The following is a 14,725-nucleotide window of genomic DNA, read 5'->3' as shown; positions in this document are numbered from 1 at the left end:
TCATAACTTACTGCCAGAATCTGGCAGCATAAATAATCGAGTTATCGCCGCAAATGATTGCGGGTTCCGCGTATCATTGAATTGAAAGTAATGTCTGCTTCTGGGCCCATTGCGTCATTTCGTTACGATGCGGAATTTTGGTCGCTACCGGGGACATAGCGGACATTGGCAAGCCTGCACCAAGTCGAGTTCGATTTATGAGTACGCGCCCTGGGCGCCTTGCGCCTAGCCGGCCAGCGTGCGAACGGCTTCGGCGACGCTATGGAAGACGTGGTTCGTCGGTAGCGCGTGATAGAGGCCGAAGCGCTCAAATGCCTGTTGGGCGCGGGTCGATTCGAGGCGAGCGATCGCAACGGTCACGCCTTCCTCGCTGCATTCACGGAACAGATCGAGCAGCGTTTGTGCGGCGGTGAAATCGATCTCCACGATGCCGCTGGCTTCGATCACCAGCAGCCTTGGCTTCGGTGTTGCCGTCTTGATGACCTTCAGCGCGTCGGCACCAAAGCTCGAGGCGTTGAGAAACGACAACGGCGCCTGCAGGCCGACCACGGCAACTTTCGGGTCGCGCTCGCCCCTGATGTTCGGGTTGGCCGGCCACCAGATCGTGGTATCAGGTACGCGGTCGAACACGACGAGCCGCGCCCGCGTCGTGCTCCAGATGCCATGGAGCAGCGAGAGCGCGATGCCGACGGCGACACCTTGCTCGATCGGCAGGATGATGATCGAAGCTGCCGTTGCCACCACAAGCAGAAACTCGCCGACCGATTGGCGAAAGATCGCGGCAATCTGGCTGACGCGAATGATGCGCAACGCTACGAAAAGCAGGACGCCGCCCAGCGCAGCCTCCGGAACGTGATGCAGCAGCGCGGCGCCGAACGCCAGCAGCGCCAGCACGATCGATGCGGCGAACAGTCCCGATAGCTGCGTGCGTCCGCCGGTCTCGGCCACGATGCCGGTTCGCGGCGGGCTCGCGTCCACCGGAAAGGCACCGAACAGGCCGGCTAGGATGCTGCCGGCCCCGGCGCCGAGAAAATCGCGGTCGACATCGGCGGGCTGGTCCGGATCGGAAGGAAATGCCCGCGTCGTCGCCGCGGTCTGGACCATCACGACGATGGCGACCAGGAGAGCCAATGACAGCAGCTTGACCCATCGTTCCGGAGAGATCTCAGGAAACGACGGCATCGGCAGCGTGCCCGGCACGGTGCCGACCACGCTGACCCCTTTGGTTTCCAATCCGCCCCAGATCACGGCGGCGGTCGCCGCCACCAGCGCGACCAGTGCGCCGGGAATCCTGGCGCTGATGGCCTCGGATCCGGCAACAAAGGCCAGCACGAAAAGCCCGATGCTGACGGAGTAGAAGTTGGCGGCAGGAAGATGCTCTGCAATCTCCGCGATCCGCTCGAGCATCGGTCCTTTCGGTGGCGGTACGCCGAGCACGACGGGCAGTTGCGAAACCATGATGTGGATGGAGATGCCGGCAAGAAAGCCGATGGTGACCGGGGTCGACAGCAGGTTGGCGATCCAGCCGAGGCGAAACAGGCTGCCGGCGACCAGGATCACTCCGACCATCAGCGCCAGGGCCGCGGCAAGCGCGATAGCCTCCGGGGAGCCGGCGGCTGCCATCAGCGCAAGGCCGCCGGCGAAGATCGGCGTGATCGTGGAGTCGGCGCCGCATGACAGAAAGCGGTTGCTGCCCAGCATGGCAAAACCGAGCGAACCTGCGATGAAGGCGAAAAAGCCGATCTGGGGGGCGAAGCCGCCGAGGCGCGCAGTCGCCATCTGCTCGGGTATTGCGATCGCGGCCAGTGTCAGGCCCGCGATCAGGTCGCCGGGCAAATCGCCCGGCCGGAACGCGGCCAGCGAGCGGAAGATCGGCCAGGAGCGGCCTGCTGTCCCGGGCGTGTCCTCGGCCATCGGTCCTCGGTGCGATTAGCGTAAGGGCCGCCCACTATTCGACATCGTGATGCGAAAGGCCAGCATTGCTTTGGCGCTGGCACAAGTCTGACCAAGCCTCAGCCGATATTCTGCAGCGCCGGAAACGTCTCGAGCAGCCAGATGCTGACATTGGTGACGGCGCCGGTGAGAAAGCCGATGCCGGTGATGATCATCAGCACGCCCATGACGTGCTCGACCGTCCGGAGATGCCGCTTCATCCGCGCGAACAGTGACGAGAACTGTTTGACCGCGAACGCTGCAAGCAGGAAGGGGATGCCGAGCCCGGCGGAATAGATCGCAAGCAGCGCGGCGCCCTTGGTCACGGTCGCCTCGGCTGCTGCGATCGAAAGGATCGCGGCGAGGATCGGGCCGATGCAGGGCGTCCAGCCGAACGCAAAGGCGAGCCCCATCGCATAGGCGCCCCACAGCCCGACCGGCTTCGGCATGCTCATCCGGCCCTCGCGCATCAATATCCCGATCCGCGTCAGCCCGAGGAAGTGCAGTCCCATCACGATGATGACGATGCCGGCGACGATGGAGAGCTGTGCCGACCAGGCGCGGATCAGCCCGCCGATCAGGGAGGCGCTGGCGCCGAGCGCCACGAACACGGTGGAGAAGCCGAGCACGAACATCAAGGCCGCCGTCATGACTGCGCGCTTGGAGGCCTGCGTGCTCTCGTCATGGGCGACATGCTCGATGGTCGCGCCGGTCAGATACACCAGATAGGGCGGCACCAGCGGCAGCACGCAGGGCGACAGGAAACTGACTAGTCCGGCGATCAAGGCTGCCGGGATCGAGACATCGTGCATCAACTGACCTTCGAGAGCGGCATCTGGCGTCGCAACCTATTGACGTGGACGGCGACAAGTTTCCAGAGGTTTCATGCGCTGAAAGCCTAACAGATCGGTCACAGGCCCGTGTCCGGGCATTGATCGCGAATCGTCTCCGCAATTCTACGGGATAAACGCTGGACAAGCCGGCGCCGTCAGGCTCAAACTTCAGTCCCGCGACAAGCCTCGGCCGCCAGCCGGGACAATAAAATCATGCGGACGCCTGCAATCCAAAGATGGGCGCCGCAAAAAGGAAACGAACGGGAGCATCACACATGGCTATTTCACGCCGCAACATGCTGTTGGGAAGCGCCGGCGCCTTGGGCGCCGCATCATTTTCGTTCCCAAAGCCTGCCATTGCCCAGTCCGAGCCGATCAAGATCGGTTGCCTCGCGGCGATCACCGGCCCGAGTTCCGCGCCGACCGTCGGTTTCAACCGCGGCATCAATTTTGCGGTGGACAGCATCAATGCGGCCGGCGGCGTCAAGGGCCGCAAGATCGAGCTCGTCATGCGCGACACGCAGGGTGATCCGACCAAGGCGGTGAACGCGACGCAGGAATTGATCAGCCAGGCCAAGGTCCATGCCATCTGGGGGCCGGTCAATTCCGGCGAAGCGCTCGCCACCACGCCGATCATGGCGCGGGCCAAGATCCCGGACATTCACCCTTGCGTGGTCGAAACCCTGATCGACACCACCAAATATCCGAACGCCTTCCGCATGGCGCCGTCGAACAGCCAGTGGGACGACGCGGTCCGCAACTATTGCCTCAACGTCCTCAAGGTGAAGAAGGTCGCCGTCATCGGCGACACCACGGGCTATGGCGTGACCGCGGTCGGCGCCTCGGTGGCGGCGTTCAAGAAGGACGGCGCCGACGTCGTCTACCAGGCCAACATCGATGCGACCCAGCCGGACATGACGCCCGACATGCTGCGCGCCAAGAATGCGGGCTCCGAGGCCATCGTGGTCTGGAGTGTCACCACCGGCATGGAGGCGCGGATGTTCAACACCCGCGCCGCTATGGGCTGGGACGTGCCGTTCGTCGGCCATCCCTCGCTCGCATCGGGCGAACTCGCTGGTCTCGTCGATAAGCCCGAGAACTGGAAGAAGGTCTATGCGATCGGCTACAAGAGCTGCAGCTACGATGCATCCGGCAAACTGCCGCCGAAGAGCGAGGAGCTCGTCGCGCGCCTGGCCAAGGCGAATGTCGCGCTCAACGACACGCTGTTGTGGTGGGTCGCGGGCGGCATCGACGCGATCGAGCTGATCGCCAAGGCGGTCGCCGAAAGCGGTTCGACCGAAAGCGCGGGCCTCGTCAAATACTGGAACACGCTGTCGAAATATCCCGGCTATTTCGGCACCTACACCTTCACGCCGACGCAGCATAACGGCTACCCGACCGAAGAGATCGTGATGTCGGAGGCCAGCACCGCCAAGAACGGCACGTTCGCGCTGGCGCCGGGCTATACATAGGCCGGCGGCAGAGGGTGCATCCGATGCTCGCCTCGATCCTCGCATCCGGTCTCGCGGCGGGCGCGATCTACGCGCTCGTCGGCGTCACCTACAACACGATGTTCTCGACCTCGCGGGTGATGAGCTTCACCGCGGGACAGCTTGCCATGCTAGGCGGCGTGCTCGGCTCGATGTTCACCTTGAAGATGGGCATGCCCATCATCGTGGGCTTCGTCCTGACGCTGGCCGCGTGCGCGATCGTCGGCGTCATCACCGAGTTCGTCGCTGTGCGCCCAGTCCTGAAGAGCTTGGACCAGCATCTCTACGTGCTCTCGACGCTGGCGCTGGCCTTGATGATCCAGCAGATCGCGGCGATCAAATGGGGCACCGAGCCGCAGCCGTTCCCGCGCGTGATCGGGCTCGGCAGCGGCGTCTGGGAGGAGAAGTTCTGGCTGCCGGTCATCGCCTGCGCGGTGACGATCGTGGCGCTGGAATATCTCTACCGCCGCACTCTGGTTGGCCGCGCCTTCGTCGCGATCGCGGAGGATAATTTCGCGGCACGTGCGCTCGGTCTTCCCGAGCGCAATCTGAGGGTGGCAAGCTATGCGCTGGCCGGCGTGATCGGCGGCATCGCCGGCTTTTCCGGCGGCCAGCTCCTGCTGGCGTTCTTTGCCAATGGCGCGCTACTCAATTTCTACGGCTTCGTGCCGGTGGCACTTGGTGGCCTCGGCAACAACCGCGGCGCCATCTTCGGCGGGCTGGCGCTCGGCCTGTTCCAGCAGGCCGCGAATTTCCTGGTCGGCGGCATCTTCTCGTCCGTTGCCGTCTTCACCCTGTTCATCGTGGTCCTCTTGGCAGCGCCCCAAGGCCTGTTCGGCGGAAGCTCGGCGCGGAGGGTGTGATGACGGCCGTCACCGCAACCTCTGCTCAGGGCGAAAGCGGCGCGTGGCGCACCGCCCTGCCGCACATCGCGCCGTTCCTCGGCATCCTCGCGCTCGCATTGCTGCTGCCGTTCGTCAGCAACGATTATTGGGCGCTGATCGGCACGCGCATGGCGATCTACTGGGTGCTGGTCGCCGGCCTCAACCTCGTGGTCGGCTTCGCCGGCCACCTTGCGATCGGCTATGTCGCGCTCTTGACGCTCGGCGCCTACACGACGAGCGTGCTCGTCGCCGGCAATGTCACGCCGGCGCTGCCGGTGTTCCTCGCATTGCCAATTGCCGGCTGCGTCGGCGCGCTGTTCGGCGTGATCGTCGGCTTGCCGGCGCTGCGCCTGCGCACCTTCTATTTCGCGATGTCGACGCTGGGCTTTGCCACCATCGTCACGCAGATCGCGCTGGCCTGGCAGAGCGTGACCGGAGGCGGGATCGGCATCGCCGGCCCGGAATTCCCGGCGCCGTTCGATACGCCCTGGGGCTTCTACGCGCTCTGCGTCGCGTTTGCGGTGGTCGCCACCTGGATGAGCGCCAACGTCGCCCGCAGCCGGTTCGGCCGCGCGCTGATCGCGGTGCGCGACGCCGAAGTGGCGGCGGAAGCGACCGGCATCTCGAAGCCAAGGATGCTGATCGCGATCTTCCTGTTCGCCGGCGCGCTGGCCGCAATCGCCGGCGGATTGTTCGCGACGCTGCAGACCTACATCACGCCCGACGCCTTTACCTTCGATCTGTCAGTCCTGTTCTTCATCGCGATCCTGATCGGCGGCCGCGGTTCGATCCTGGGGCCGATGCTCGGCACCATCATCCTGACCATCCTGCCTGAGATCGCCGCGCCGCTCGCGGCCTGGTCGACCTTCCTCTACGCCGTGCTGCTGCTGGTGATCGTGCTGGTGATGCCCGGCGGCATCGCGGCACTGCTGGATTTCCGCAACCGCCGCCCGCTTGCCAGTAACCGCGCCATCGTGCCGCGTCCGGCCGTTCTCGCCGACATCGTGCGTCGGCGCACGGGCGGCAAGCACCTCGAGCTGCGTGGCATTGCGCTGAGCTTCGGCAATGTGAAGGCGATCGACGGGCTCGACCTCGACGTGACGCCCGGCCAGATCCACGGCCTGATCGGCCCGAACGGCAGCGGCAAGACCACGACGCTCAACGTCATCTCCGGCTATTACGCTGCCAAGGCCGGCGCGATGACGCTGGGCGAGGACGTGTTGCCGCCGGGCCAGCCGGCATTGCGCGCGGCTTGCGGCATCGCGCGGACATTCCAGACCCCGCGCGTGATCGGCGAGGCCTCGGTGCTGGAGAACGTGATGATCGGCGGCTCGGTGGAGGGCAGGGCGACCTTCGTCGAGGCGATGCTGTCGGCACCGCGCAATCGCGAAGACGAGCGGATGCTGGCGGCGAAAGCGCGGGCGCTGCTCGGCGTGGTCGGGCTGGAGACGCTGGCGGAGGTGCGCGCCGACCGCCTGCAGCACAGCGAACTCCGCTTCATCGAGATCGCGCGTGCGCTGATGCTCGATCCCGATTTCCTGCTGCTCGACGAGCCCGCGGCCGGCCTTTCCAACGACGAGATCGAGCGGCTGGCGTCCCTGATCAAGGCGATTAGCGCACGCGGCACCGGTGTATTGCTTGTGGAGCATCACGCCGATCTCATCTTCGACATCTGCCACCAGGTCACCGTGCTCAATCTCGGCCGCACGCTGGCGGCGGGCACGCCGGCCGAAATCCGCGTTCACAAGGAGGTGGTCAGTGCGTACCTCGGCGGCTGAACCTCTGCTCTCCGTGCGCGCGCTCGAGTCCGGCTACGGCAAGATCCGCGTCCTTCATGGCATCGATTTCCAGGTCGCCGCCGGCGAGGTGGTGGCGCTGCTCGGCCCCAACGGCGCCGGCAAGACCACGATGCTGCGCGCGCTGTCGGGACTGCTGCCGGTGACTGCGGGACAAGTGCGCTTCGACGGCCACGACATGACCAACGCGACGCCGCGAGATGCCGCGCGTGCCGGCCTCGTCCATGTGATCGAGGGCCATCGCGTGTTCACGCAAATCTCCGTCACCGACAATCTGCTGCTTGCCGGCTACGACGTGCCGCGCGCCGAGCGCGCACAACGCGTCGAGGAAGCCCTGGCGTATTTCCCCGAGATCGCCGAAAAGCGTCACGAGCGCGGCGGCGCGCTGTCGGGCGGGCAACAGCAGATGCTCACCGTCGCGCAAGGCCTCGTGCGTCGCCCGCGGCTGTTGATGCTCGACGAGCCGTCGGCCGGCCTGTCATCGGTGCTGGTCGATCGGGTCCTCAACGTCATCGGCCGCTTGCGCGCGCAGGGCACCGCGGTATTGCTGGTCGAGCAATTGCTGGAGAAGGCGCTGGCGACGGCGGATCGTGTCTACGCCCTGGTGCAGGGGAATATCGTGCTGGAAGCACCGACCGACGAAAGCAATCTGGCGCAGCGGCTCGAGCGCGCCTATTTCGGCCATGAGAGCCACGCGCTGGTGACCCACTGATGCGGCTTCCCTTCTTCTACGGCTGGATCATCATCGCGGTGACCTTCGTCACCATGGCGATCGGCGTCAATGCGCGCACCGCGTTCTCGCTGTTCTATCCACCGATCCTCAGTGAGTTCGGCTGGGACCGCGGCGTCACCGCCGGCGCATTCTCGTTCGGCTTCGTGGCCTCCGGCATCGCCAGTCCGCTGATCGGCCGCCTGATGGACCGCGCCGGACCGCGCGCGGTGATGGAACTCGGCGTCGTGCTGATGGGCGCAGGGTTCCTGCTGGCGCCGCTGACGACGCAGCCCTGGCACCTCTATCTCAGCATCGGCGTTCTCGTTGGCGCGGGCAGCGTCTGCCTCGGCTATTCCGGCCAATCGTTCTTCCTGCCGAACTGGTTCATCCGCCGCCGCGGTCTCGCGATCGGGATCGCCTTCGCCGGTGTCGGCATCGGCTCGGTGACCTTGCTGCCGTGGGTGCAGCACATGATCGAGCAGACCGGCTGGCGCACCGCCTGCACCGCGATCGGCATCCTCGTGCTGGTCGTGCTTGCGCCGATCAATCTGCTGGTGCAAAAGCGTCCCGAAGATCTCGGCCTGCTGCCCGACGGCGATGCCGCGCCGACCGCGGCCTCGGCAAAGCCGGTGTCGAACATCGTCGATCCCGTCTGGGCCGGCACCGACTGGACGCTGTCCCTGGCACTCCGCACCGCACGCTTCTGGTGGATCGCGCTCGGCTATTTCTGCGGTCTCTACATCTGGTACGCGGTGCAGGTGCATCAGACCAAGTTCCTGCTCGACATCGGCTTCAGCCCGAATGTCGCGGTGTGGTCGCTCGGCGTCGTCAGCCTGCTCGGCATTCCCGGCCAGATCTGGCTTGGCCATCTCTCCGACCGGATCGGGCGCGAAGCGGTGTGGGCGATCAGTTGCGCCGGCTTCGCGGTCTGCTTTGCGAGCCTGGTCGCACTGAAATATGCGCCTGTGTTGCCGCTGGTCTATCTGATGGTGTTCACGCAAGGTGCGCTCGGCTATGGCCTGACCTCGGTGATGGGGCCGGTCGTGGTCGAGATCTTCCAGGGCAGGCATTACGGCAGCATCTTCGGCACCATCATGCTGGCCGCGCTCGCGGGCGGCGCTGCGGGCCCGTGGGCGACGGGGCTGTTGTATGATTTCACCGGCAGCTACACGGCGGCCTTTGCGATCAGCATTGTCGTGAGCGCGTTGTCCGCCTTCGCGATCTGGCAGGCAGCGCCTGGAAAAGTCCGCGCTGTGGCGGGGCGTTTGCACACGTTGCAGAGCCGTAGCCCGGGTGAAGCGTCAGCGTAACCCGGGGCCGCTCGCAAGCGCTGATGCAGGCGTCCCGGGTTACGCTAGCGCTCCACCCGGGCTACGGCGCGGTCTGCGTTGCCGATCGTGCGCTGCAGGTCGCCGATCGCGCGCAGGAAGCTGTCGGCCGGCGTGGTTTCCGGATCGATCAGGCGGTGCAGGCGAAAGCCGTCCTCGAGCGCCAGCACGATCGCGGCGGTCCATGCCGCATCCAGCCGGCCGTTCCTGCCGCTATCCTTCCGCGCGGTCTCGATGATGTCGGTGACCAGCTTGCGCCGGGCGCGCAGGCGCTTCGCAAGTTCGGGCCGGCGCTTCTCCGCGCGTGCGACGAACAGGATCATCTCCATGTGCAGAAGCGGCGAGCGGCCGAGCGGATCCTGTCTGGTGCGGTCCATGTGCTTCAACGCCTCGATGAAGTCGGCGAGATTGGTGTGCTGGGCCAGCAGGTCGAGGTTGCGCCGGATCGATTGCTCGACATGGTCCTCGAGCATCGCGATGATGAGCTCTTCCTTGCTCTTGAAGTTCGAATAGAACGCCCCGCGCGTGAAACCGGCGGCGGCCGCGATCGCCTCGATGCTGGCGCCGCCGATCCCCTGTTCCTCGAACACGCGCGCCGCCGCCTCGAACAGCTTTTCGCAGGTGTCGTCCCTGGTCGGTCTGGTCCTAACTCTTGACATCGGCCCTGTTTAGGCCACAATGCAACTCGATACAAGAGTGTATCGAGTTTCAGGGGTGGAAACGCTTGGGCCCGCACGAAGCGGCGGCCGGTAGCGTTCAATGTGAAATCGTCGCAACGCGGCAACCGATTGAGGTCACCATGAACGAGCAAGCTCGGCCGGCGAACAGCGATCCGCTGTTCAATCCCCTGGCGCCGGAATTCATCCGCAACCCCTATCCCCATTACGAACGGCTGCGCGCCGAGGACCCGATGCACGTCACGCCGTTCGGCGCTTTCGTCGCGAGCCGTCAGGCCGAGGTGAGCTTCGTGTTGCGCGACAAGCACTTTGGCAAGGACTATGCCGGCCGCGCCATACGCCGCTACGGGCCAAAGGCCATGGAGGACCCGGTCTTCCGCAGCATGAGTCAGATGATGCTGCAGCAGGATCCCCCCGATCATACCCGCCTGCGCGGCCTGGTGGTGAAGGCATTCACGCGCGCCGGGTCGAAGACATGCGGCCGCGGATTCAGGAGATCGTCGATCAGACGCTCGATCGGGTCATCCCGCAGGGCAGGATGGACCTGATCGAGGACTTTGCGTTCCGCCTGCCGGTGACGGTGATCTGCGACATGCTCGGAATCCCCGAGGAGCATCGCGAAACGTTTTATACCGGCTCGCGCGACAGCGGGCGCATCCTCGAACCGGTGCCATTGTCGCCTGAGGAGATCAAGCAGGGCAACGCCAGAACCAAGATGTCGGAGATGTATTTCCAGCAGCTCTTCGAGCTGCGGCGGAAGCAGCCCGGCGATGACCTGACGACGCAGCTCGTGCAGGCGGAGGAGGACGGCCACAAGCTCAGCAACGAAGAGCTGACCGCCAACATCATCCTTCTGTTCGGGGCCGGGCACGAGACGACCGTCAACCTGATCGGCAACGGCCTGCTGGCGCTCCACCGCAACCCCGATCAGCTCGCGCTGCTCAAGGCCAATCCCGGCCTGATCACCAACGCCATCGAGGAATTCCTGCGCTACGATTCCTCCGTGCAAATGACCGGGCGGGCTGCCCTGGAGGACATCGATCTCTGCGGCAAGCGCATACCCAAGGGCGAGGCCGTGCTGTGCCTGCTGGGCTCGGCCAACCACGATCCGGCTGTCTATCCCGACCATCCGGAGCGGCTTGATATCGCCCGTCCCAATGTGAAACCGCTGTCCTTCGGCGGCGGCATCCATTTCTGTCTCGGCGCCCAATTGGCGCGGATCGAGGCCGAAATCGCGATCTCGACGCTGCTCCGCCGCCTGCCGGACCTGCGGCTGGATGACGCGGAAAATCCACAGTGGCGGCCGACCTTCGTGCTGCGGGGGCTACGGCGCCTGCCGGCGAGCTGGTAACCTTCTCGCTCCTCCCAGCGGCCGCAGTGTGATACCGCTGTGACTTCGCCATACTTCTCTCTATATATTGGGTTGCTCCGGCGCCGTATTGGCCACGCGCGCCGGGGCGGGGCTCAAAGGGAGACACCGTGCAGACGACGCTGCTCGGCCTGGCAATCGCGTTCATTCTTGCGCTGATCGCCGCGCTGGTCGGACCGTACTTCATTGACTGGAACCAGTTCCGTCCGCAATTCGAGGCAGAGGCGACGCGAATCATCGGCGCGCCCGTGCGCATCGGCGGCGAGCTTGACGCGCGGCTGCTGCCGGCGCCGCAGCTTCGGTTGCGTTCGGCCGTGATCGGCGGCGACAACGATCGCGGCAAGGTCCGGGCCGACAAGCTCGACGTCGAGTTCAGCCTGGGTTCGCTGATGCGCGGCGAATGGCGCGCCACGCAGCTCACCGTCAATGGCATGTCGGTGGACCTCGGTCTGGACCAGAAGGGACGGATCGATTGGCCGGCCTCGCAGGGCACGTTCGACTTCGCCTCGCTTGCGATCGATCGCGTCAACCTCACCGGCCGCATCGCCCTGCATGACGCGGCGAGCCACAGCACGCTGGAACTGCGCGACATCGCCTTCAGCGGCGATGTCCGCTCGCTTGCCGGCGCGATCCGCGGCGATGGCAATTTCACGTTCGACGGCTCCCGCTATCCGTTCCGGATTTCCTCCGGCCAGAGCGCCGATGGCAGCGGCACCCGCGTGCATGTCAACATCGACCCCGGCCAGCGCCCGCTGTCGGCTGATCTCGACGGCGTGCTCACCTTCGAGTCCCGCGCGCCACGCTTCGAAGGCGTGGTGGCGCTGGCCTCTCCGCCCGCATCAAAGAATGATGACGCCGCGCCGACGCCCTGGCGTATGGGAGCCAGGGTCAAGGCCGATTATTCGGCGGCGCGGCTCGAGCAGATCGAGATCAGCTATGGCAATGAAGACCGCGCGCTGAAGCTTGCGGGCGCGGGCGACATCCGCTTCGGCGCTTCGCCGCTGCTGCGCGCCTCGCTCTCGGCTCGGCAACTCGATGTCGACCGCTTTGCCACGAAGGACAATAATGCTGAGCCGGTTCGTGCGCTGCCGGCGCTGCGCGCGCTGCTGTCGGGCGTTCCGCACGTCGCGCTGCCGTCGCAGATCGAATTTTCGTCCGAGAAAATCATGCTCGGCGGGCGGCCGCTGCAGGATATCGCGGCCGAGCTTCACGGCGACGACAAGGGCTGGACGGTGCGGCGGCTCGATTTCCGCGCACCGGGCGCCACGCGCGTCTCGCTCAGCGGTGCTGGCCCGCAAAGCGCCCAGTCCGACAGCTTCAAGGCGGCGCTCAATGTGGAGTCTTCCGATCCCGATGCGCTGATGGCCTGGCTGCAGGGCCGCAGCGATCTGCTGTCTCGCAATCAAAAACCGCTCAAGCTGCGCGGCGACGTCACGGTCGCCGCAAACGGCTTTACCGTCGACGCCATGAAGGCCGAGATCGATGGTGGCGCGATCACCGGACGTGTCGCGGTGTCGTATCCCGGCGGCAATAGCGGCGCGAAGGTCGACGCCAACGTGAAGGCCGACCGGCTGGACCTCGACGCGGCCACCGCCGTCATACGCTCGCTGGCGGGACCGCAGGCCGAATGGCCGGAGGAAGCGCAGCTCTCGCTTGACATCGGCCGTGCGATTTCGGCCGGGCAGGAGCTGCGTCCGCTGCAGGCCAAGCTCGGCTATGGACCGAAGATGGTCTCGCTCGAGCGGCTGAAGATCGGCCAGCCGGACAGCGTGACGATCGAGGGCACCGGCAATTTCGATCGCATCAACGCGACCGGAAAGCTCGCGCTCAACGCAAACGCTGCGTCGCTCAGCCAGTTGACCGGTCTGGCCTCATCGTTCGCGCCATCAGCGGCATCGCGCCTCAACACGCTGGCTGCGGTTCCCGGTCCGGCGCGGCTGAAGCTCGCGCTTGATCTCGACAAGGGACAGGCCGATCGCGGCAGCCTTCGCGCCGCGTTGGATCTCGACGCGCCCCAGCTCAAGGGCTCCGCCACGGTGACGGCGAAGCCGCTGGTCGCCGCGATCCGCAGCACCGATCTCGATGCCCTCAGCCGCAGCGATCTCGGTGTCGACGCCAGATTTTCAGCGGGGCAGGGGCGTACAATGCTTGCGCTGCTCGGGCTCGATCGCGTCATCACGGTCGGCGACGGCCCCGCGCAATTCGAAGGCTCGGTCAACGGCGCCTGGCGCGCGCCGTTGCGGCTGAAGGCGAGGATGTGGGGCGCGGGCCTTGATGCCGACGCCGAAGGCTCGGCCGAGCCATGGGACGAGGCGAAGAAGGCCAGCATCAACCTGCGGGTCAGGAGCGCCGACATCAGTCCGCTGCTCGATCTGAAGTCGTCGGACACGCCGGTGAACGGCGTCCGCCTGTCGTCGCGCGTCTCGCTTGCCGGCAACAGGCTGTCGTTTGACGACCTCGACAGCATCGTCGGCGGCTCGCGGCTGCGAGGCCGTGTCGCGCTCGCCATGGGGGATGAGAAGAACATCGAGGGCGAGATCGGGCTCGACCAGGTCACGCTCGCACCGGTGTTCGCGTTTGCGATCGGCGCCGGCGGGCATGATCCGGCCGAGCCGCTCGGCGGCGGCGTGCTCAAGGGCTGGCGCGGCAACATCGTCTTCCAGGCGTTGCGCGGCGAACTGCCGGGCGGCAGCGAATTGCAGCCGGTGAGCGGCACGATCAAGAGCGACGGCCAGGCGCTGACCTTTGAGGCCCTCAAGGGCAAGATCGGCGGCGGCGATCTCAGCGCCGCCATCGATGCAAGGCCGAGTGCGAACGGCATCACCGTCAATGCGAGCGTGCAGCTTAATGGCGTCGATGGCACGGCATTGAGCTACCGAAATCTCAGCATGCCCAAGGGCCGCGCCTCGTTGCAGATGACATTGATGAGCCAGGGCCGCAGCGCCGCGGCGCTGACCGGCGCGGTGTCCGGCAGCGGCACAATCACGTTGGAAGCGGCGCGTATTGCCGGGCTCGATCCGCGCGCCTTCGACATCGCGATCCGCGCCAGTGAGAATGGTCAGGTCTCGGATGATGCGCGGCTGAAGCAGATCGTCGAGCAGGCGCTCGCAAACGGCGCGCTGTCGGTCGCCTCAGCCCAGCTTCCGTTCAACATCCGCGACGGGCGGATTCGTGTCGGCGCCAGCACGCTCGCGGCCAATGGCGTCAATGCCACGATCTCCGGCGGCTACGACATTCCGGCCGACCAGGCCGACATCCGCGCCGCGCTGGTGCCGACCGCGATCACCGCGGCGAGCCGGCCGGAAATCCAGTTGTTCGCGGTGGGCACGCCTGATGGCCTCACCCGCAGCGTCGATGTCGCGGCGCTGTCGTCCTGGCTCGCGGTGCGTGCGATCGACCGCGAGACCAGGCGATTGGATGCGATTGAGCGCGGCGAGCCGCCTCCAACGTTCCAGCCGACGCCACCGCTGATCCCGCCGCAGGAGCCGGCGGAAGCTCCCGATGCGAGCGCGACGATCCCGCCAGCATCAACCGACGTACCGATCCCGGGCCGCGATCCGCGCAAGGGAGCGCAAAAGCCAAAAACGAGCGCACCGCGTCCGCCGCTGGCGCAGCCGCCGGCCAGCACACCAGCCGCCAATCCGCCTGCGTCAGTCGCGAGCCAGCCGCAGCTCGCCCCATTGCCGCCGCCGATCGACGTCAAG

9 protein-coding genes and 1 pseudogene are annotated in these 14,725 nt (G+C 66.0%); 7 read left to right on the top strand and 3 right to left on the bottom strand.

The features are described from left to right. Positions 1-225: 225 nt before the first annotated feature. Together CWO89_RS10715 and CWO89_RS10710 are read right to left on the bottom strand one after the other, a co-directional pair. A complete protein-coding gene (locus tag CWO89_RS10715; RefSeq protein ID WP_130578588.1) occupies positions 226-1,914 on the bottom strand; it encodes a SulP family inorganic anion transporter in 1,689 nt (562 codons plus the stop codon). Between the two features lie 98 nt (positions 1,915-2,012). Beyond that, complete coding sequence (locus tag CWO89_RS10710) at positions 2,013-2,744, bottom strand: cytochrome c biogenesis CcdA family protein (RefSeq protein WP_130578587.1); 732 nt, start codon at positions 2,742-2,744, stop codon at positions 2,013-2,015. Between the two features lie 296 nt (positions 2,745-3,040). On the opposite strand from CWO89_RS10710, the gene CWO89_RS10705 reads away from it, so the two are divergent. The 5 genes from CWO89_RS10705 to CWO89_RS10685 are packed head-to-tail and all read left to right on the top strand — an operon-like array spanning position 3,041 to position 8,957. After that, positions 3,041-4,237, top strand: a complete 1,197-nt coding sequence (locus tag CWO89_RS10705; protein ID WP_245475972.1) for an ABC transporter substrate-binding protein — start codon at positions 3,041-3,043, stop codon at positions 4,235-4,237. 23 nt (positions 4,238-4,260) lie between these two features. Further along, the gene (locus CWO89_RS10700) at positions 4,261-5,118 is read left to right on the top strand and encodes a branched-chain amino acid ABC transporter permease (protein WP_130578586.1); all 858 of its coding nucleotides are present in this window, start codon (positions 4,261-4,263) and stop codon (positions 5,116-5,118) included. Next, positions 5,118-6,917: a branched-chain amino acid ABC transporter ATP-binding protein/permease gene (locus CWO89_RS10695; RefSeq protein WP_130578585.1), complete on the top strand. Its 1,800-nt coding sequence runs from the start codon at positions 5,118-5,120 to the stop codon at positions 6,915-6,917. Before CWO89_RS10700 ends, CWO89_RS10695 begins: the two co-directional genes overlap by 1 nt. Beyond that, positions 6,898-7,647 (top strand): ABC transporter ATP-binding protein, encoded by a 750-nt coding sequence (locus tag CWO89_RS10690; RefSeq protein ID WP_165421090.1) that lies wholly within the window; start codon positions 6,898-6,900, stop codon positions 7,645-7,647. Before CWO89_RS10695 ends, CWO89_RS10690 begins: the two co-directional genes overlap by 20 nt. After that, on the top strand, positions 7,647-8,957 hold the full coding sequence (locus CWO89_RS10685) for an MFS transporter (RefSeq protein ID WP_130578583.1): 1,311 nt from the start codon (positions 7,647-7,649) through the stop codon (positions 8,955-8,957). The genes CWO89_RS10690 and CWO89_RS10685 overlap by 1 nt, the downstream gene beginning before the upstream one ends. A 44-nt stretch (positions 8,958-9,001) precedes the next feature. Here the strand turns inward: CWO89_RS10685 and CWO89_RS10680 are convergent, their stop codons facing one another. After that, positions 9,002-9,634, bottom strand: coding sequence for a TetR/AcrR family transcriptional regulator (locus CWO89_RS10680; protein ID WP_130578582.1), 633 nt, complete (start codon positions 9,632-9,634; stop codon positions 9,002-9,004). Positions 9,635-9,774: 140 nt separating this feature from the next. On the opposite strand from CWO89_RS10680, the pseudogene CWO89_RS10675 reads away from it, so the two are divergent. Together CWO89_RS10675 and CWO89_RS10670 are read left to right on the top strand one after the other, a co-directional pair. Continuing rightward, positions 9,775-11,003, top strand: a pseudogene (locus CWO89_RS10675) (cytochrome P450). A gap of 128 nt (positions 11,004-11,131) precedes the next feature. Then, positions 11,132-14,725, top strand: a 3,594-nt coding sequence (locus CWO89_RS10670; protein ID WP_130578581.1) for an AsmA family protein, incomplete at its 3' end; no start/stop codon positions are given.

Origin of the sequence: Bradyrhizobium sp. Leo170 (genome assembly GCF_004296405.1) — a bacterium.
Taxonomy (GTDB): domain Bacteria; phylum Pseudomonadota; class Alphaproteobacteria; order Rhizobiales; family Xanthobacteraceae; genus Bradyrhizobium.
This window is presented reverse-complemented; position numbering and strand designations above follow the sequence as displayed.

Excerpts from the sequence above, each read along its gene's own strand:
- CWO89_RS10715 (WP_130578588.1), bottom strand. The coding sequence starts at position 1,914 with ATGGCCGAGGACACGCCCGGGACAGCAGGCCGCTCCTGGCCGATCTTC.
- CWO89_RS10710 (WP_130578587.1), bottom strand. The coding sequence starts at position 2,744 with ATGCACGATGTCTCGATCCCGGCAGCCTTGATCGCCGGACTAGTCAGT.
- CWO89_RS10705 (WP_245475972.1), top strand. The coding sequence starts at position 3,041 with ATGGCTATTTCACGCCGCAACATGCTGTTGGGAAGCGCCGGCGCCTTG.
- CWO89_RS10700 (WP_130578586.1), top strand. The coding sequence starts at position 4,261 with ATGCTCGCCTCGATCCTCGCATCCGGTCTCGCGGCGGGCGCGATCTAC.
- CWO89_RS10695 (WP_130578585.1), top strand. The coding sequence starts at position 5,118 with ATGACGGCCGTCACCGCAACCTCTGCTCAGGGCGAAAGCGGCGCGTGG.
- CWO89_RS10685 (WP_130578583.1), top strand. The coding sequence starts at position 7,647 with ATGCGGCTTCCCTTCTTCTACGGCTGGATCATCATCGCGGTGACCTTC.
- CWO89_RS10680 (WP_130578582.1), bottom strand. The coding sequence starts at position 9,634 with ATGTCAAGAGTTAGGACCAGACCGACCAGGGACGACACCTGCGAAAAG.